The organism is Brevinematia bacterium (assembly GCA_039630355.1).
Lineage (GTDB): Bacteria > Spirochaetota > Brevinematia > DTOW01 > DTOW01 > SKYB106.
The window spans coordinates 14,320-33,107 of the sequence record JBCNVF010000061.1; the positions used below are offsets into that span (position 1 = coordinate 14,320).

15 protein-coding genes are annotated in these 18,788 nt (G+C 37.4%); 6 read left to right on the forward strand and 9 right to left on the reverse strand.

Features of this window, described 5'->3' with window-relative positions; translation table 11 throughout:
* Positions 1 to 124: 124 nt before the first annotated feature.
* The gene (locus tag ABDH28_04535; protein MEN2998282.1) at positions 125 to 3,391 is read right to left on the reverse strand and encodes a DEAD/DEAH box helicase; all 3,267 of its coding nucleotides are present in this window, start codon (positions 3,389 to 3,391) and stop codon (positions 125 to 127) included.
* Between the two features lie 403 nt (positions 3,392 to 3,794).
* Between ABDH28_04535 and ABDH28_04540 the strand changes: the two genes are divergently transcribed.
* Both ABDH28_04540 and purN read left to right on the forward strand, forming a co-directional pair.
* Positions 3,795 to 4,583, forward strand: a complete 789-nt coding sequence (locus ABDH28_04540) for an SDR family oxidoreductase (protein MEN2998283.1) — start codon at positions 3,795 to 3,797, stop codon at positions 4,581 to 4,583.
* A 1-nt stretch (position 4,584) separates the two neighbouring features.
* A complete protein-coding gene (gene purN / locus ABDH28_04545; GenBank protein ID MEN2998284.1) occupies positions 4,585 to 5,277 on the forward strand; it encodes a phosphoribosylglycinamide formyltransferase in 693 nt (230 codons plus the stop codon).
* A gap of 69 nt (positions 5,278 to 5,346) precedes the next feature.
* Here the strand turns inward: purN and ABDH28_04550 are convergent, their stop codons facing one another.
* From ABDH28_04550 to hslV, 4 genes are all read right to left on the reverse strand, one after another.
* A complete protein-coding gene (locus tag ABDH28_04550; protein ID MEN2998285.1) occupies positions 5,347 to 6,306 on the reverse strand; it encodes a glycosyltransferase family 2 protein in 960 nt (319 codons plus the stop codon).
* Complete coding sequence (locus ABDH28_04555; GenBank protein MEN2998286.1) at positions 6,303 to 7,319, reverse strand: glycosyltransferase; 1,017 nt, start codon at positions 7,317 to 7,319, stop codon at positions 6,303 to 6,305. Before ABDH28_04555 ends, ABDH28_04550 begins: the two co-directional genes overlap by 4 nt.
* Before the next feature lie 130 nt (positions 7,320 to 7,449).
* Entirely contained in the window at positions 7,450 to 9,033 is a 1,584-nt protein-coding gene (locus ABDH28_04560; protein ID MEN2998287.1) for a cation:proton antiporter, read from the reverse strand.
* Positions 9,034 to 9,570, reverse strand: a complete 537-nt coding sequence (gene hslV, locus ABDH28_04565) for an ATP-dependent protease subunit HslV (protein ID MEN2998288.1) — start codon at positions 9,568 to 9,570, stop codon at positions 9,034 to 9,036.
* A gap of 274 nt (positions 9,571 to 9,844) precedes the next feature.
* Here hslV and ABDH28_04570 point away from each other — a divergent pair, with 274 nt between their 5' ends.
* Together ABDH28_04570 and ABDH28_04575 are read left to right on the forward strand one after the other, a co-directional pair.
* A complete protein-coding gene (locus tag ABDH28_04570; GenBank protein ID MEN2998289.1) occupies positions 9,845 to 10,252 on the forward strand; it encodes a biopolymer transporter ExbD in 408 nt (135 codons plus the stop codon).
* A 1-nt stretch (position 10,253) separates the two neighbouring features.
* The gene (locus ABDH28_04575) at positions 10,254 to 11,417 is read left to right on the forward strand and encodes a DegT/DnrJ/EryC1/StrS family aminotransferase (protein MEN2998290.1); all 1,164 of its coding nucleotides are present in this window, start codon (positions 10,254 to 10,256) and stop codon (positions 11,415 to 11,417) included.
* A 6-nt stretch (positions 11,418 to 11,423) separates the two neighbouring features.
* Here ABDH28_04575 and ABDH28_04580 read toward each other — a convergent pair whose 3' ends face one another.
* Positions 11,424 to 12,428 (reverse strand): M23 family metallopeptidase, encoded by a 1,005-nt coding sequence (locus ABDH28_04580; GenBank protein MEN2998291.1) that lies wholly within the window; start codon positions 12,426 to 12,428, stop codon positions 11,424 to 11,426.
* A 674-nt stretch (positions 12,429 to 13,102) separates the two neighbouring features.
* On the opposite strand from ABDH28_04580, the gene gltX reads away from it, so the two are divergent.
* Positions 13,103 to 14,482, forward strand: a complete 1,380-nt coding sequence (gltX, locus tag ABDH28_04585; protein ID MEN2998292.1) for a glutamate--tRNA ligase — start codon at positions 13,103 to 13,105, stop codon at positions 14,480 to 14,482.
* A 20-nt stretch (positions 14,483 to 14,502) separates the two neighbouring features.
* Here gltX and ABDH28_04590 read toward each other — a convergent pair whose 3' ends face one another.
* Both ABDH28_04590 and ilvE read right to left on the reverse strand, forming a co-directional pair.
* The gene (locus tag ABDH28_04590; GenBank protein ID MEN2998293.1) at positions 14,503 to 15,864 is read right to left on the reverse strand and encodes a phosphoglucosamine mutase; all 1,362 of its coding nucleotides are present in this window, start codon (positions 15,862 to 15,864) and stop codon (positions 14,503 to 14,505) included.
* Position 15,865: 1 nt separating this feature from the next.
* The gene (ilvE, locus tag ABDH28_04595) at positions 15,866 to 16,741 is read right to left on the reverse strand and encodes a branched-chain-amino-acid transaminase (protein MEN2998294.1); all 876 of its coding nucleotides are present in this window, start codon (positions 16,739 to 16,741) and stop codon (positions 15,866 to 15,868) included.
* 275 nt (positions 16,742 to 17,016) lie between these two features.
* On the opposite strand from ilvE, the gene carA reads away from it, so the two are divergent.
* Entirely contained in the window at positions 17,017 to 18,102 is a 1,086-nt protein-coding gene (carA, locus tag ABDH28_04600; protein MEN2998295.1) for a glutamine-hydrolyzing carbamoyl-phosphate synthase small subunit, read from the forward strand.
* 10 nt (positions 18,103 to 18,112) lie between these two features.
* On the opposite strand, the gene ABDH28_04605 is transcribed toward carA, so the two are convergent.
* Entirely contained in the window at positions 18,113 to 18,679 is a 567-nt protein-coding gene (locus tag ABDH28_04605) for an elongation factor P (protein MEN2998296.1), read from the reverse strand.
* Positions 18,680 to 18,788 lie beyond the last annotated feature (109 nt).

Consider the following 18,788-nt stretch of genomic DNA (forward strand, 5'->3'; position numbering starts at 1 on the left):
AAACACCATCTAGAACCGAAAGAGGTAAGTAAGCGAAAAGTTTGGAATCCCGATTACCCACCTAACGGAAATCGGAATTTATTGCTATACCTCTTTAAGCTCTGAATGTAGGTAACCCACCACCTTAGAGAGACTGACTAAATACACTCTCAAGAAACAGGGACACTTGAGAGATCTTGTGAAAGAGGTTTTCGGAGTCAACCTTAAGTATAACCGCATCCGCTTCGTCCGGTATCATCTCAATATTCCAACTACCCTTATCAATAATCTCTAAAAACCTGTCAACATCAGGTAAATTGTTCTTACCAAATCTTATGATGATTCCATTTTCGCTATCATAAACTTCCTCAACTTTGAATTTCTTGAGATATAACCTAAATTTAACAACTTCTGCCAAATTGTATACTCCTTCAGGCACTCTACCATACCTTTCCTTTATTTCGTTAAGAACAAAGTTCACTTGTTTTTCCGTATAGGCTATATTCAACTTAAGCATTATTTCAACTTTCTCATCATCTGGTATCCCCAATTCTTCTGGAAAGACTCTGTCAAACCTGAAGTATACGAGTGGATCAGAGTAATCCACCACTTCATCCTCATCCACTCCTTCTTCTAGCATCCGCAAAACCTCAGATAACATCCTGATATAGAAGACATATCCAACAGCATCTATGTTTCCATGTTGCTCCTTACCAAGAAGATTTCCAGCTCCTCTAAACTCAAGATCCTTTAGAGCTATCTTGAAACCCGCTCCCAAGTCAGAATGCTCCTCTATTGTGCTAAGTCTTTTCATCTGTAATTCGCTCATTATATACTTTGACGGATATATAAAGTAGGCATACCCTTCCCTATCCCTCCTGCCTACTCTACCCCTTATCTGATGTAGATCCGCAAGACCGAATAAATGCGCATTGTTCACTATTACAGTATTCACATTGGGTATGTCAAGCCCTGACTCAGAAATCGTAGTTGCAACCATTACTCTATACTTACCTTCAACAAAGTCAAAAAAAGCATTCTCAATTTCAGTTTTTCCAAGCCTACCGTGCAACACACAAACTTCTCTTTCATTTAAAATACCTTTGCTACACCCTATTATCCTGTTTTTCAGCTTCTCTATACCTTCTATTTTGTCACTAACCACCAGAATCTGACCGTCTCTTTTAATCTCCCTCTCTATCGCTTCTCTAATCACCTCATCATTCCATTCAACTATAAAGGTTTTCACTGGCTTGCGACCAACTGGAGCAGTAGCAATCAAGGATATATCCTTTAGGCTAGCTAAACCCATTCCCAGCGTTCTGGGTATTGGAGTTGCAGACAACATAAGAACATCAACATTCTCCCTACCTTTTAGAATAGCTTCCTTATGTTCAACCCCAAATTTATGTTCTTCATCAATCACTACAAGACCAAGATTCTTAAACTTGCTAATAACCTTATCATCAATGATCAAGGCATGAGTGCCAATAAGAAGATCAACACTTCCATTTGCTACCCCCTCAATAGTTTCCAGAATCTCCTTTTCTTTCCTAAGTCTAGAAATCACTCCTACCCTTACTCCAAAAGGAGATAACCTCTGAGAGAACGTCTTATAATGTTGTTCCGCAAGAACAGTCGTCGGAACTAAAACCATAACCTGAAAACCGTTTAGAATATGCAAATAAGCTGTCCTGATCGCTATCTCTGTCTTTCCAAATCCAACATCTCCACATAAAATCCTATCCATCACTTTAGATGACGCAAGATCAAGCTTTATTTCATCAAGAGCCTTGAGTTGATCAGGTGTTTCTTCGTAAGGGAAACTGTCCTCTAACATCTCATATTCTTCAAAGTCTATCCTAAGCGGAGTTTTTTTCTGAACCTGTCTTATAGCCTTAAGCCTCAACAGGTCTCTTGAAAACTTAAGAATACTCTCTCTAACTCTCTTCTTGATATCTTTCCAGTTTCCGCGTCTTAGCGAGCCTAAACTCGGCTTCTCACTTCCTATGTATTTACTTAAAAGATTAAAATGTTCGGGTGGAACATATACTACATCACCTTCATCAAACTCAATTCTGGCAAACTCCTTGATATTGCCGAAATAATTTATCTCCCTTATACCTGCGAATATGCCTATTCCATACCTAGCATGCACAACATAATCCCCCTCCTTTATGTTAGTGAAAAATTGTATCTCTTTTGATTCCTCAAGAGAAATATCAACCTCCTCAGTCGGATATTCCACGAACTCCCTATTGAAAAGCTCCCTAACAGTTAATACTGCCAATCCACTAATCTCTAACCCTCTCGGTATATTCAACCCCTCTATAATCCCAACACTACCACCAATTTCACTAGTCCCCGCTAACTCAAGGACATCATTAAATTTATCCCTTGTTCCTAGAAAAACATACGGAATGTTATACTTACTAAACACAACCTTGGCTTTCTTTGTATACTTCTCGTTCGGTGAAAGAAACACAACACGAGATTCCCTAAGCTTAGACAATAAATACCTTGACAAAACAGCGTAATTTGGTAGAAACATCTCACCACTTGTGAAAGTAGGGAAAATTCGTAGATGTATATCAGGGAACACTATATCCTCGGGTAGCTTAGAAACTACCTCCTCTGGCGTGATGTAGTTTTTACCACCCTCAACTTCAGAATATAACCTCCTGATAGCATCAAGTAACTCCAAATACTCCTTTTCTAAATTTGTCTTTGAGAGCAAAGAATACACCTTCAAGTTGTTAAAAAGCTCCATAAAGGAGATAGTCGTATTATTCTTCCTAAAGAGAAGATAGAAATTACTCTCATAAGGAGGAGAAATCTCAACTTCCTCCAGATCCCTTACTATCCTTTGAACTTCTGGATCAAAAAGCCTAATATGAGTAACTAAATCAAAGTCTGTTATAACTCTTATCGGCAAATCATAACTCGGAGGAAAAACTTCAAAAACACCTCCTCTGAATGAACACTCTCCATAGTTCCTTACCTTATTCACTAGCTCATACCCAAAACCTTCCAAAACTTTTCTCACATTTCCAACATTTATACTCTGAGATACCTTCAAAATCAGTGGATCTGATGTCACTATATCCTTAGAGATTGTTCTTAAAAGTAGTGATTCAAGCGTTGCAAATACAAACCGAGGTATGTGTAGAAATGTCTTCTTTATCGTTTCAACTCTCTCTTTCGCTTTATCAATTGGCGGAACCGATGAAACATAAGGATAGACTCCCAAAGGAGGCAGAATACTAGCTCCCTCAAACAACTTCAAAAAACTCTCTTCAATCTTGTCAATCCACTCTTCATCAAGAATCACAATTGAGGTTTCTTCACTTTTGTCCAAGAAAAGAAGTTTATACAGACCTTCTATATAACCTTGATCACCCTCTCTTACCATAGAATTTTAAAATTTAAATGCTCTGTCAACCTCTTAGCATCTTCAAACACTAAACTCCTAACCCAGTCTTAGCCAATAAAACCAAAGCTAACACAGCCTTTCCACAACCTTTCAGTTTCTTACTGAAACTAAGTACAGCAAATTCCAAAATTTTAACTAGGGTGTAGTTTTTCTTTTTACTACTCTCGCAATCTTTGTCGGAATTAGGTAAATACCCTTCTTGATAAGCACCCAAAAGGCTTGATATGAAACAAAGTTATGTAACTGATAAACGCTGTCTAGAAACAAGGAGTGTAAAAACAAAAGGTTGAATCTCATCTACTCACCTAGTGGAAATTGGAATTTATTGGAATCCTAATGGGTAAAATTGACTTTACTGCAGAGTGTTGATGATAATTGTTTTATGGAGCTAGGGATAAGGTCAAAGGTAGCCTTGGTTACGGCAAGTAGCAAAGGAATTGGTAAGGGGGTTGCCATATCTTTAGGCAGAGAAGGAGCAAAAGTTATAATATCCTCAAGTAATGCCCAAAACCTTGAGAATACGAAAAAAGAATTAGCTGAGGAAGGCATTGAAGTTTATGCAATTCCCTGTGATCTATCTAAGAAAAGTGATATAGAAAGACTGGGAAAAGAGATTTCAGAAAAGTTCAACGGTGTAGACATTTTCGTATTCAACACAGGAGGACCAAAAGCTGGTGACTTTTTTGATATAACCGAAGAAGATTGGTATTACGGTTTTGAGCTTGTATTAATGTCTGCAGTAAGGCTTACTAGATATTTTTTACCAAAAATGCTAGAAAAAGGCTGGGGTAGGATTGTATACCTTACATCAATGGCCGTAAAAGAGCCACTAGACGGACTTTTGTTATCAAATGTTTTCCGCACCGGAGTCAATGCACTCTCTAAGTCTCTCTCAAGAACGATAAGAAAAGACAATGTAACATTCAATGTCATATGCACAGGTAACATATACACCGAAAGAGCAATAAGACTGCTTGAAATAAAAAGTAGCAGAAGTGGTAAAACATTTGAGGAAGCTAAAACAGAAGTAGAGAGTAGTATACCACTGGGTAGGTATGGGAAAGTAGAGGAAATAGCAAACTTCGTTACCTTTCTATGCTCTGAGAAGGCAAGCTATATCAATGGTGCCTGTATACAGGTTGATGGAGGCTTTATAAAAGGAATACTGTGATATGAGATGCGTATTTTTTAAGTTACGGAGGTTTTTCCTCTACTTGCTTGGTAAAAAAGATAAGCTCAGGATAGGAATACTCATCTCAGGTCGTGGATCAAACATGGAGGCTATAATAAGGGGATGTAAGGAAGGGAAGATCAATGGTGAGGTGGTCATAGTCATAAGTGACAATCCTGATGCTAGAGGTCTTGATATCGCAAGAAATTACGGTGTCAAAGCTATCTATCTCTACCCTGGTAAATACAGGACCAGGTTAGAAGAAGAAAGAGAATGGGAATATGTCAAGGCCTTAAAGAAGCACTGTGTAGACATAGTAGTGATGGCAGGATTTATGAGAATAATAAAAAATCCTCTACTTTCTTCATTCAAAAATAAAATAATTAACATTCATCCATCATTGCTTCCTAAATATCCGGGACTTGAGACACACAGAAGAGTCTTGGAAAATGGAGAAAAGGAACATGGATGCACCGTTCATTTCGCAAACGAAATTATTGACGGGGGCAAGATCATCATGCAGGCAAAGATCAGGGTATTACCAAACGATACTCCAGACTCCTTAGCTAGAAGAGTATTGGAAAAGGAACATAAAATACTAGTTAAAACTCTCTCACTGATTGCTGATGGGAAAATCTCATACGACACAATTACAGAACCTATTGTCTATAATCCTAATGATGAGATACTGTAAAATACTGTAGGATAAGTCATCACCACTCAATTGATAAACTCATACTTAATACACCTCTAGAACAAATTTTTACAGCCAAAGCCACCTAGAGAAAATTCTAACCCAGTCTCTTATAGGATTACCTATTCCAATTCCGTAGCTTATTATGTTAAAAGCTCTTGACATAAAACCCTGATCCGCTAATGTAATATAAGCTTCTATTCCTTTCCTCACCTTTAAGGGTATCTTATCACCAAAAACTTTAAGAAAGTCTTCAGCTTGATTTCTCCTCTTCAAGTATCCTTCCCTAAACTCATTGATCTCCTCTTCTGATGGTATAAACCTCATCAAGGCTTTACTGAACTTCCACTTTCTGGTCCCAAAGGTATTAGAAGAATGTTGTCTGTAATAAAGCGTTGGCTTTTTCAGAAAAGAAAAATGACCGAAAGTATAAACTACCAGTGAAATCCATGCATCATGCATAAGGGCCCTTTCCGAAAAAGGTAATGACATGCTTCTCGTAGCACTATTGATCATCATTGAGCATCCAAGCCCTAGTGATGTTCCTAGAACTCTTCCAACTGAAATATTAGTAGGACTTATTCCAGTGTATTCAAAGAAAGACTTACAGAGAATCTCTAACTTTTCATTAGTTACGACAGCATCAGTATAAACCATAAGAGGTTTATCTTTACCAAACCTATTCTCCAGAGTGAACATTTCCCCAAGGGTAAGTTCCACTTTGTTTGGAAACCATACATCATCCTGATCTGAAAACATAATATACTCAGCTGACGAATACTTCAACAGATGCTCAAAGTTTTTGACAGCACCTCCGGTTGCTATCCCATCGTCAATGAAACTTATCCTCTCCGGATATCTTTTTTGATATTCTCTCAAGATCTCGGAAGTACCATCAGTTGAACAATCATCATGTATCAGCAATCTTATGTTTTGGTAAGTTTGGTTAATTATAGAGTCAATCTGTTCTCTGATGTATCTAGCACCATTATATGTAGCTAGTAATATGTCAACTAAGTAATTACTCATACCTCTCTATGTATCCAATCTATTATAGGTTTTGCGTATCTCTCCCATGTTAAGTTTTCCAGAATGTAACTTCTCATTGAATAACTTCTTTCCATCTCCATAGCCTTGATTACCTTCTTCCTGATGTCACCACAACTCTTGCTTTTAACATAGAGAGCAAAATTTCCATAATATTCTTGGAAAACTCTTAGTCTACTTAGCACTAAGTTATTCCCAAAGTATCCTCCCTCAATAGCTACTATACCTGCGGTCTCTGCCAAAGAAACAAACGCTAAGACTTTTGAGTTCTTATAGGCGGAAATAAGCATCTCTCTACTCAGTCTAGGTAAACAAACAACATCCTTATTACTCCTCACCACTTCTAAGAACTCATCTTCTATTCTCTTCTCTACGTTATCACAGCCGGTAAGAACAACCTTTATCCCAGTACCTTCCAAAGCTTTAATCAATGATATTTGGTTCTTTCTCCTAGAGATTCCTGCCGAAGGGTAGAAAACAAAATCTCTCAGTCCAAACTCCTTGTAAAACATCTCCTCTGAAATCCTCTTATCAAGTTGAAAAATATCGCTTGGCAACCCTAGATATGAAATCATAACTTTGTTTTTATCAATACCAAAGATTGAAACAATCTCTTCTTTCTCAACCTTTGAGCTAGCAACAACAATATCTGAAAGTTTCAAAACCTCATACTTAGTCTTAATCAAATTCTGAACAGGAAGATTTTTGAAGACAGAACTCAATATCCTATAGCTCAGTAAACTCCTAGTCCTATCAAAGATTGGTACAGTTATTATCCTCACATCCCTAGACTTTAGATATCTCAAGACTTCAGGGTTAAAATGAGTAAAACCAAAGAGAATAAGAACTTGAAAATCCACAGTTTCAGAATACCAATCTAATGGAGTAACCTTGAATCCATGACTTTCTAACACCCTTACAAGTTCTCGGCAATGAGTTACTCCTCCCCCTTTGTCCATAAATAGAGGGTAGGAAAGAGAATAACATATCTTCATATTCAGATTATAGATGTATAAGCACTATGAACTCAAATTAGTTATAAGAAGAAAGCTCGCAGTTACTCACAAAGCCTAAGATAGCTAATTCTTGGTATGGAATGGAAATAAAATACGGAAAGTTCTATATTTATCTTACTTTCTGAAGGACTGCTCCTGTTATTGAATCAAACACACTAACCTCATCACAAATTACATTACGTATTCCTTTATCCTTTAGGGCATCCATTTCTGAACTAAATCTAACTCTCGCTATTATTTCAATATTCGGGTTTAGGGTCCTAGCTTTTTCGGAGATAAACAAAGCCTCATCAAGTGATGGAGGAGTTATGACAAGAAGTTTAGCACTTTCTGTTCCAACCCACCTTAATATATTCTCTCTTTTAGCATCACCAAAGTGTATATTGAAGGAATCTCTGTACTTTCTAACGGTCTCGGAATTCATCTCCAGAATTACATGGGAGATATTCATGCTTCTCAAAACTTCAGATAGTTTTTTGCCTACAGGGCCAAATCCCACTATAATAACATCAAACTCTCCTAAACTCCTTTTCGCTCTCTTTCTCAACCTTAGGATTGGCAACCTGTATTCTAGCTTATCAATCAATCTAAACAATAACGAGGATATCACCATACTAAACACGATTGACGAAGAAAGAACCACAAACAATCTTTCATCTATTACTCTTTCTGATAGACCTATTGAAAGGATAAGCAACCCAAATTCTCCAAGATTACCTACCAATACTGACGCTCTAAAATTATGTTCCATAGACTCCCTAGTAGCAATAAGAATCAGAAACATCACTATAAATTTGAAAAGAATCAATGTCAGCGTAACCCAAAGAATTGTCAGGAAATTAGCCATAAAAGAACTCAGTTTTATCAACGCTCCTGCATATATGAAGAAGAATCCAACGAATATCTCCTTTATAGGCAAAACCTCTGAGGCAATATGTCTTCCAAAGAAAGACTCTGAGATTATCATTCCGCCAAGAAAGGCACCTAGAAATGGTGATAACCCACAGAATTTAGCTACAACTCCGCTACCAAAACTTACCAGTACCGCAAGAAAGACAACTAGATACCTATCCCTGATAACCAGCACTTCAGCAAACTTTGTCTTAGTGAAGTAGTAAAGAGCTATCGTATAACCCACAAAAACTAAACTTCCCCAAACTATATCTACTTTAAGTTCCTCCCCCCCAACTAAGAAAGGCAAAATTATAAGAACTACAACTGTTACAAGATCCTGAACTAAGGCAACTAGAAACGAGGTTCTACCATACCTAGTCCCAATAGCTCCCTTTTTTTCAATAAGTGATACTATAACTGCTGTGCTACTTATAGCAACTACTGTTGAGATGATGAAAGCGATCTTATGGTTTCCAAACAAAGCAAAAGTTAGCACAAACACTGGTATACCCGAGAGGAAAATTTGCCCCAAGCCTATTATCAAAGCATCCTTCTTATAGTTCCACAATGTCCTTAACGAGAATTCAACACCAACAAAGAATAACATAAGCATTATGCCTAAGTCAGAAATCTCCTTAAAAACCTGATTTTCACCTATCACGCCAAAATGCCCAAGAATCACTCCAGCAGTGATGAGAGAGACTATGAAAGGTATTTCAAACCTACCTAGAGCATAGAGCAATATAGCAGAAGTGAGAAACACAACAAATAGTCCAGTTACTATGTCAATTTGTGGCACTTATAACTCCTCCACGATAATGTTTTTGTTTGTATATATGCAAATCTCTGAAGCTATTCTAAGCGATTCCTCAACAATAAATCTCAAATCTAGGTTTGGATTCGTTCTTAAAAATGCCCTTGCTGCAGCTAAGGCGTAAGGTCCCCCAGAACCTATCGCTGCAATATTGTCCTCTGGCTCAATAATATCGCCTGTGCCGGAAAGAATAAGAATTTTCTCCTTATTACCAGCAATCATTAAAGCTTCAAGCCTTCTTAACAGTTTGTCAGTCCTCCACTCTTTAGCTAGGCTGACCGCCGATTTAAGAAGATTACCATTGTTATCCTTAAGATGTCCTTCAAACCTTTCAAGAAGAGCAAGCGCATCAGCAGTAGCCCCAGCAAAACCCACCAATACCTTACCATCGTAGATCTTCCTTATTTTCTTAGCATTTGACTTCAAGATAGTATTTCCCATCGTAACTTGACCATCTCCACCTATGACTAGTCTACCATCCTTAAGTAGCCCAATAACTGTCGTTGACCTAATGTTACCCATCTCTACCTCCAACTTTATTAAAAATTATAATCACAACAATAAGCCCCTAACCAGTTGATACCACACCTCCAAATAAGTCTCAATCTCCACTAAACAAGCAAACAAAACATATCTTTCTACCCAAAGCCAAGTTATCAAGAGAAAAAACTTACCCAGTCCCGATAGGGACTGCGAGAAAAATAGAAAAACCATAAACAACTGCAAATCTCAGACTTCGTCTTAGAAAATACCTTTTACTTGAACTGATAACTTCGTTTCACCTATAATGTAGATTATGAAACTGAGCAGAGAAAACAGAAACCAGCTTAAGGTAGGTATAGAACCTACACCGCTTATAGATGTAATGTTCCTATTGACAATCTTCTTTATGCTAACCTCCACCATAATAAAAACTTCCGCAATAAATGTCAATTTACCCAAGTCAGTAGTATCAGACTTCCAACCTAGAACACAGATAATAATAACTGTTACAAAGGACAACAAAGTATATCTTAACGACTACCCTATTTCAATTAATGACATATCTCCGGCTATCAAAAAAGTAACAGTCAGAGATCCTAGCGTACCTGTGATAATAAGAGGAGATAAAGACATCCCATACCATGTGATCATTGAGGTTATGGATAGAGTTAGGCTAGGAGGCGCTAGTGAGGTAAGTCTTTCCGTAGAGCAAAAGAAGTAGTATGAAGATTCCTTTTTACAAGCCTCCCGTAAGCGTGTGGGACTATATTGAGGTGTTCAAAACTCTCAGAACGGGATGGCTTACAACCGGAAAGAGAAACAAAGAGTTTTCTCTCCTTCTAGCTAGATACATAGGAGTTAGCGAGAATAATATAAGATTAGTTTCTTCTTGCACTGCAGGGCTACACCTGGTTTTTGACGCTTTCGGACTAAAAGGTTATGATGTTCTAATTCCTGCAATAACATTTATATCACCAGTGGAAATGGCCTTACTTTCAGGAGCAAAGCCTGTTATAGTGGATGTTGAGGATGAGTATATCACAATCTCACCCAATGACTGCGAGAGAAGAATAACAAAAAGAACTAAAGCTATAGTCCCCACCTATTATGGTGGAAATCCTTATGACATTGATAGTATATTATCTTTCGCTAAATCTTATAATTTGATAGTTATTGAGGATTCCGCACATGCCTTTGGAAGCGAATATGGTGGAATTAGGGTAGGTAATACCGAAAAAATGGGAGTAGATGCAAGTGTATTCAGTTTTTACTCTACAAAAACACTTCAAACAGGAGAAGGAGGAGCAATATCTACCCACAATGACCAAGTGCTTGAGAAAATATCTAAAACATATCTTCACGGAATGGATAAAAATGCCTGGAGAAGGTACCAAGAGAATATACCTCTGTACGATATAACTGAAGTTGGGTTTAAATACAACTTTCCGGACATTCTAGCTTCAATAGGAATAGCTCAGCTTAAAATCTTTGAGAAAGCCCAGAGGGAAAGACTGAGAGTGTGGAATACCTATCAGGAAATTTTAAGTAATATTGAAGGTATCAGGCTACCAAAAGTTAGACCTTTATCTACCCATTCCTTGCACCTTTTTGTGATAAGACTTAGGCTAGAAATGTGGAAAGTGGATAGGAACGAATTTATATCTCTTCTTGCTGAGCGTGGCATAGGCACAAGTGTTCACTTTACACCAGTTTATAGATTCTCAAAATACAGAGAGTTACTGGGGTCAAAGTTTTCAGATTATCCGGTAGCAGAAAAGGTTTTTAGAGAAATAGTATCTTTACCAATCTACCCAGGACTCTCAAATAGACACCTTGAGTATATATGTTCCACAATAACAGATATCTGGAAAAAATACCGAAGGTAATTCTTATCAGAAAAGCCTGATAGCAAGATATGGTCTTGGATCTACAAACTCTGTGCCGATTCTTACCTCATAATGCAGATGGTATCCTGTAGCTCTACCCGACATTCCTATAGCACCTATAACTTCCCCCTTCCTAACATACTGTCCCTCTGAAACATACACAGCCATTAAATGTCCATAGACAGTTGTAAATCCGTATTTATGTGTTATCTTTACAACTTTGCCATAACCCCCAGACCAGCCAGCAAAAGACACAACTCCATCTGCCGTAGCAATCACTGGCGTTCCAGGCCAATGTGCTATATCAATTCCTGAATGGAATTTAGCAAAATTCATAAATGGATCTCTCCTATGCCCAAATGTTGAAGTCACAGTCCCACCACCATCCTTAACAGGCCATATGGAAGGTATATAAGCTATAACCTTTCGCGAATTTTCCACAAATGTTGCAAACTTTTGCATCTGAACCTTATACATCTCTATCTCCTTCCTCAGTCTATACAATTCATCTATCTCCCTAGGCCTGGTATATATCACCTCATCAACAGAGTTTCTTGACTTCTCTTCCTTCTCCTCCAAACTATAAGGATAGTTTATGCTCTCACTGAAAGTCTGTGACGTTGTCAGGGAGAATATTCTATTGACATCAGACCTAAAACTAGCAAACCTATCTTTGAGCAAATTAGCGTTGTTCTTGAAATTGTTTATATACTGATCCTTTATCTCATTCTGTTTCTCCAGTCTTACTACCTTCTGATCAGTCATTTTCCTATTTGATACTGCTATTACCGATGTTATTACTATGACTGTTAGAATCACAAGCACAAAAAGCAAAGCAAAATTTGAAATATGAATGGTGACAACTTTTTTTTCAGAATGTGGCACAAGCATTATCGTCAGCTTCTCGTGTCCCCACTTTTGAATTTCCGAACTTTTTATCTTCAACCATCTTCTAACTTCATACCACACAGGGCCAACTTTTTCCTGAAGCTTCACAAAAAACTTTTTCATACCTACCCACCCCCTGCTTACTTTCTACTTACTTACTTTCTACTCATTTTCGGCATCTAGTTACACCAAACTCTATATAATTGTAATCAATAATCCACACCTTTTTCAACAATCCTGGAAAAGGGTGCAACAGATTCCAAAATTTGAAGATTACATGCAAATCATTAATATTCTTAGTATCCATCAATCATTGATATTGCAATCTTCTTCTGTAACCCCATAAACCAGATATCACAAAACACAAACAGATACAACCTTCTCAAGAATGATAACACAACGATAGTACTTTACACTCGTAGATACCGACCTTCTCCTCACTCCTAATCCATCACACTCACAGGAAAACATTTCTAGTCTACTTGTTGGTGTTTAGGTTCGTAAAACCAACTTATGTGGGAAAAAGCACTAACGAAAAGCAAAACAATCAAATTAGGTGTAAGTTCTTCTCATTTCTCTAAAAAGCCCTATCGGAACTGAGTAAATACCTCTTCCAACAAACACCTAGAAGATTTAGTATGAAGTGAAATTTTGTAACTTGACTAATGCTACCTAGGACCGAAGGAAGTAAGCAAAAAGTCTAGAATCTTACTCGCTCACCTAATAGAAAGTTGGATTCAAAGTATGGTAAATTGAATAAATATCCTTCTCTCCTTGAAAATTATCTAGGGAAAGAGATGGTAAACTTAAGATTTGCTCCAAGTCCAACGGGTTACTTACACTTGGGCAATGTCAGGACCGCGATATTCAATTATCTATACGCTAGAAAGAACAACGGTAAGTTTATTCTGAGAATAGAAGATACCGACCTTCAAAGATCAGAGAAAGTTTTTGTTGACGCCATAAAGAGAGACTTAGAATGGCTTGGATTACATTGGGATGAAATATACTTTCAAAGTGACAGATTTGACATCTACAGAGAGTATGCTGAAAAACTGATTCAAGAAGGTAGGGCATACTACTGCACTTGCTCAAAAGACGAAATTAGAGAAAGACAAAAGGATAGTGCTAATATAAAATTCGGAGTGAAATACGACAGGCACTGCAGAGGAAGAAGCAAAAAGCCAATGGAAGAGCACGTAATAAGATTTGACATAGGAGAATTTAACTACGTTGAATACGAAGACGTGGTCAAAGGGAAAATAAGAGTTCCCTTTTCTGACTTAGATGACTTTGTAATAATAAAGGGTGATGGAACACCAACTTATAATTTTGCTGTAGTCATTGATGATCATCTTATGGAAATAACACACGTGATAAGAGGAGAAGATCACATAACGAATACTGCAAAACAAATTCTTATCTACCAGTCATTAGGATTTGAAATCCCTGTATTCGCACACTTACCGCTCATTCTTAACAAAGACAGATCCCCGCTTTCTAAAAGAGAAGGCTCTATAAGCATAGAGCACTACAGAAAAGAAGGTTTCATACCAGAGGGAGTAGTAAATTACTTGGCAAGGTTAGGATGGTCATACGGAGACAAAGAAATATTTACCATGGAAGAACTTGCGACCTTGTTTGATATCCACGACTTGAACAAGTCAAACGCGATATTTGACGAGCAAAAAATGTTATGGGTAAACAGTGAACAAATCAGAATGCTTTCCTATGAGAAATTCCTAGAGTATTACAGGATATTTCTGTCAGAAAACAAGCTGGAAGAAAGGTTAAATGATGAGTTTCTAGTGAGAGCATTTGAGGTTTATAAAACAAGGATAAACACTCTAAGAGATTTCTACAACGAGACAAGAATATATGTTGACGATGAGCTAAAGATTGACCCCGAATTTGGGATTGAAAACCTGATAGATGAGAACATAAGGAAGTGCTTCAGAGATCTATTAGAAGCTATTGACGAGATTCTATCAAAGCAAGATGAAGAAGGAGAGGCGATCCTAAGAAGCATTCCAGAGAAACACGGAATAAAGCTAAAGCAATTTGGACCTCCTTTGAGAATAGTGCTAACTAACAGAAAAGTTAGTCCAGGACTTGTGCAAGTGATAAAACTTCTAGGGAAAGAAAAAACTTACCACAGGATAAAAAAATTTACCTAAAAGTCTCACATCTTGTCTTGTTATTTACAGAACTTATTGACTATTTTTGTAACTATTTCCGTAAACTCCCTATCCCCCTCAAATATTACCCTTGTTACTGGCTCGGTATTTGATAGTCTTACGTGTAACCACCCATTACTGAACCTAAACCACCTACCGTCCTCATCACTCTCTTCTACAAGACTGAACATTTTCTCAAGATCACTAACTATTTCACCAATCTCTTTATCTTCAATAACCCTACTAGTCTTTAGTTTTACCATCTCAAGCTTGGGAAGTCCTGAGATGATCTCAGAAAGCTTAAGTTTCTCTTTAGCCATAAGATAGAGTATTAAAGCTATTCCAACAAAACTATCCCTTGCAAGATTCACGCTTGGGAATATGACCCCACCATTACCTTCTCCCCCTATAAACCCTCCAACCTCTCTAAGCTTATCAACCACATTAACTTCCCCAACTTTACTTCTTACAACCTCAAAGCCAAATTCTCTAGCAATATACTCACTTAGTGATGAAGTAGAGAAGTTAATAACTATTGTATTTTTCTCAGAAGTTCTGTTTACATACTTTATTGCTGAAAGCTCTGCCAAGGGAAGGGTATACTCTTCTCCTGGTGCTACCCCATTATCAAGAACAAGAGCAAGCCTATCACCATCTGGGTCCAAGGCAAAACCCACATCACACTTTTTCTCTAAAACTACAGCTGAAAGTTGTTTTAGTGCATTTGGAACAGGTTCCGTTTCCCTCTGAGGAAACTTACCAGGATCATCATTTATTGATACTACTTCACAACCAAACATTTCTAAAAACTTCTTTCCCAGTAGATACCCAGCCCCGTTTACAGGATCAAATGCTACTCTGAATCTTCTATTTTTTATCACGCTTATATCAATCACGCTTTTCAGCTTATCCAAAAACAATTTCAGAACATCATCTAAGGAAATTTTCTCAACGCTACCAACAGACATCCAATCTGAAAAGCTATGCTTTTCCAGTTTGGATATAAAATCTATCCCTTCCTGAGAAACAAATACTCCATCTTTATCAACAAACTTCAACGCGTTCCATTCGGGGGGATTGTGACTAGCAGTAACTATTATTCCTCCATCAAGTTGAAAAATTCTGGTAACAAATAAAGCCATAGGAGTAGTGACAATTTCCATGTCCAGAACATCAACGCCACAACTCCTTACAATTCCTGAGACAATATCACTAATAACGGGACTTGTTTTTCTGGTATCCCTACCTAACGATATCTTCTTACACGATCCTTTACTTTTCAAGTAAGAGAGGAAGGCTCTAGTATACTCAGAAACCACATCTGGCGTGATTCCATCATTCCAGATACCCCTAAGACCAGAAACCGTAAACTTAAGAGGCATATTACCTTATAGGAGTTCCTTCAGTTCTTGTTAGCTTTCTATACTCCTCAAGAATGAATTTTGTTATTTTCCCAGGTCTACCATCTCCTATTGTCCTTTTATCAACTTTAGTAACAGGCACAACCTCAGCACCAGTTCCAGTTAAGAATATCTCTTCGGCAACATACAGATCCATTTTTGAGAAAAGTCTCTCCTCAAAAGGTATTCCATTAGCTTTAGCAATCTTTATAACTTCGTTTCTAGTTATCCCAACCAATATTCCAGCTTCTTTCGGAGGTGTAATAAGAACACCATTTTTAACAATGAAAATGTTATCTCCTGTACATTCAGCAACAAAACCATCTTCGTTAAGCATAACCGCTTCAGGCACATTAGCATTCACCGCCTCTATCTTAGCAAGGATATTGTTAAGATAGTTTAGACTCTTTATCATTGGTGGCATGGAATTCGGAGAGTTCCTAACAGTTGATGCTACGATAATACTCATCCCCTCAGTATATATCTCCTCAGGATACATAACAAGCTTATCAACAATTACAACAAAAGAAGCCTTCTTAGCAAGAAAGGGATTAAGTCCTAGATCACCAACTCCTCTTGACAAAACAGGCCTAATGTAAGCAGACTTGATATCATTTTTCCTACAGGTCTCAATGATTATCTCCTTTATCTCATCCTTAGAGTAAGGAGGTTCAAGCATTATAGCCTTTGCTCCTTCAAACATTCTATCAATATGCTCATCTAATTTGAAAATCTTACCGTCGTAAGCTCTTATACCTTCAAAAACACCATCACCATACAAAAACCCCTTGTCAAAAACACTAATCTTTGCATTTTCTCTTTCATAAAATTCACCATTTATAAAAACAATATTTCCCATAATTCCCCCTAACTTTTTCGTAATTTTTACAGATATAGACTAACCAATTCAACTTTGATAGGTCATACACAATAAATTCCAAAATCTAATAAAAAGTTTTTCCTTTACCCTTCTTGCAGTCCCTGATGAGACTGTGTAAAATTATTCTCCGAACAGAGCCCAGAAGGTTAAAGTTGATAGAGTAAGCTGAAGCAACTGATACTTCTTAGACTGTGAAGTCTTGTATAAAGGTAAGCTTGCTATAGATTTTGGTTATCGTAAAAAATTTTATTGCTATGGACTTCAAAAGAAATGCAGTATTAGTCCTTAAGGATGGAACGGTATTTTTCGGAAGATTTGTTGGATACGAAGGAGAGACATGGGGAGAAGTTGTATTCAATACAGGTATGACTGGGTATCAGGAAATACTTACAGATCCTTCTTACTATAGGCAGATAGTTGTCATGACCTACCCTCACATAGGCAACTATGGAGTAAATGAGGAAGATGTAGAATCTGACTCTCCGAAAGTCTCAGGATTTGTGATGAGAGAGATATGTGACTATCCTAGTAATTCGGATTCCAAAAAATCCATTAGAGAGTATCTAGTGGAGAACCGGATAGTAGCTATAGACAGAGTTGACACCAGAAGGCTTACAAGACATATAAGAAACTATGGAGCTATGATGGGGATAATATCCCCAAGAATTGATGAGATTGATGTTTTAAAAGAGAAAGTGAAACACCTTCCTGATATGATAGGTTTGGATCTAACAACCTATGTCTCAACAAAAGAAGTAAAGACAGTAATTGATATAGAAGAGCCAATATACAATATAGTTGCGCTAGACTATGGTATGAAATGGAATATCATTAGACTATTTGCAGAGAGGAGAGCTAAAGTTAGTTTACTCCCTTACACAGTTTCAGCAGATGATGTTCTGAAACTTAATCCTGACGGTATTTTTATATCAAACGGTCCTGGAGATCCAGCAGCAATTTTGCATGCTATAAAACTGATAAAAGATCTTATCGGTAAAAGACCAATGTTTGGAATATGTCTAGGACATCAACTTATTTCACTTGCTTTAGGAGCAAGAACATATAAGCTAAAGTTTGGACACCATGCTATCAATCATCCCGTCAAAAACCTAAGAACTGGTAGAGTTGAGATAACTTCTCAAAACCATGGATTTGCAGTTGATCCCAATACTTTACCTAAAGATGTTGAAGTTTCTCACATCAACCTCAACGATCTCTCCGTAGAAGGAATAATATGTGAAAGTAAAAACATAATGGCCGTGCAATACCACCCTGAAGCAGGCCCTGGTCCCCACGACTCCAGATACCTTTTTGATGACTTTATAAAAATGATTAAATAGACAAATATAACTATTCTCTCCCTACATACTCAAATTTCTCAGTGTCTATTACAATCGTGTCCCCAGTTTTTATAAACCCAGGAACCATTATCTCGATTCCTCCTTCAATAAGAGCAGGTTTCCAGACACTTTTATCAGTCCCAGAAGAAACTTCTCCTGTTTGCTCAACCTTCACCTTTATCTTCTCAGGCTTGTTCACAGAAATAGCTCTACCATCATAAACTATCACCTCAACCTCATCATTCTCCTTAAGGAAGTTACCAAATTTACCCAATACGGAACTCCTTATTTCATATTGCTCATAAGTTGTTTCATCCATAAAGTAGAAAGTATCTTGATCCTTATAAGAAAATGCACACTTTACAGTCTGAACATCTAGCACTTCAACCTTATCTGCAGGATTAAACCTTCTATCATGATAGCTTCCCGTTGAAAGCACAACATACTTAACATGAACTATAGAGCCGAATTGCCCTCCACCACTTTTCTTATCAACCTCAATAACTTTACATATTTCATCGTCTATTTTTATGAACTCTCCCTTATGCAAATCAACAACACCCTTGGTATTAGCCATAGCTCACCCCTTTGCTTTAGGATTTTTTAACCTTGCTAACACAAAAGTCAAATTAACGAAAGCCTGAAAAATAAAGCCCAATACCCACAACTAAGTATAGTTCTTCTCC

Excerpts from the sequence above, each read along its gene's own strand:
- ABDH28_04555 (MEN2998286.1), bottom strand. The coding sequence starts at position 7,319 with ATGAAGATATGTTATTCTCTTTCCTACCCTCTATTTATGGACAAAGGG.
- ABDH28_04540 (MEN2998283.1), top strand. The coding sequence starts at position 3,795 with ATGGAGCTAGGGATAAGGTCAAAGGTAGCCTTGGTTACGGCAAGTAGC.
- ABDH28_04550 (MEN2998285.1), bottom strand. The coding sequence starts at position 6,306 with ATGAGTAATTACTTAGTTGACATATTACTAGCTACATATAATGGTGCT.
- ABDH28_04535 (MEN2998282.1), bottom strand. The coding sequence starts at position 3,391 with ATGGTAAGAGAGGGTGATCAAGGTTATATAGAAGGTCTGTATAAACTT.
- ABDH28_04590 (MEN2998293.1), bottom strand. The coding sequence starts at position 15,864 with ATGCCTCTTAAGTTTACGGTTTCTGGTCTTAGGGGTATCTGGAATGAT.
- hslV (MEN2998288.1), bottom strand. The coding sequence starts at position 9,570 with ATGGGTAACATTAGGTCAACGACAGTTATTGGGCTACTTAAGGATGGT.
- gltX (MEN2998292.1), top strand. The coding sequence starts at position 13,103 with ATGGTAAACTTAAGATTTGCTCCAAGTCCAACGGGTTACTTACACTTG.
- purN (MEN2998284.1), top strand. The coding sequence starts at position 4,585 with ATGAGATGCGTATTTTTTAAGTTACGGAGGTTTTTCCTCTACTTGCTT.
- ABDH28_04580 (MEN2998291.1), bottom strand. The coding sequence starts at position 12,428 with ATGAAAAAGTTTTTTGTGAAGCTTCAGGAAAAAGTTGGCCCTGTGTGG.
- carA (MEN2998295.1), top strand. The coding sequence starts at position 17,017 with ATGGACTTCAAAAGAAATGCAGTATTAGTCCTTAAGGATGGAACGGTA.
- ABDH28_04570 (MEN2998289.1), top strand. The coding sequence starts at position 9,845 with ATGAAACTGAGCAGAGAAAACAGAAACCAGCTTAAGGTAGGTATAGAA.
- ABDH28_04575 (MEN2998290.1), top strand. The coding sequence starts at position 10,254 with ATGAAGATTCCTTTTTACAAGCCTCCCGTAAGCGTGTGGGACTATATT.
- ilvE (MEN2998294.1), bottom strand. The coding sequence starts at position 16,741 with ATGGGAAATATTGTTTTTATAAATGGTGAATTTTATGAAAGAGAAAAT.
- ABDH28_04605 (MEN2998296.1), bottom strand. The coding sequence starts at position 18,679 with ATGGCTAATACCAAGGGTGTTGTTGATTTGCATAAGGGAGAGTTCATA.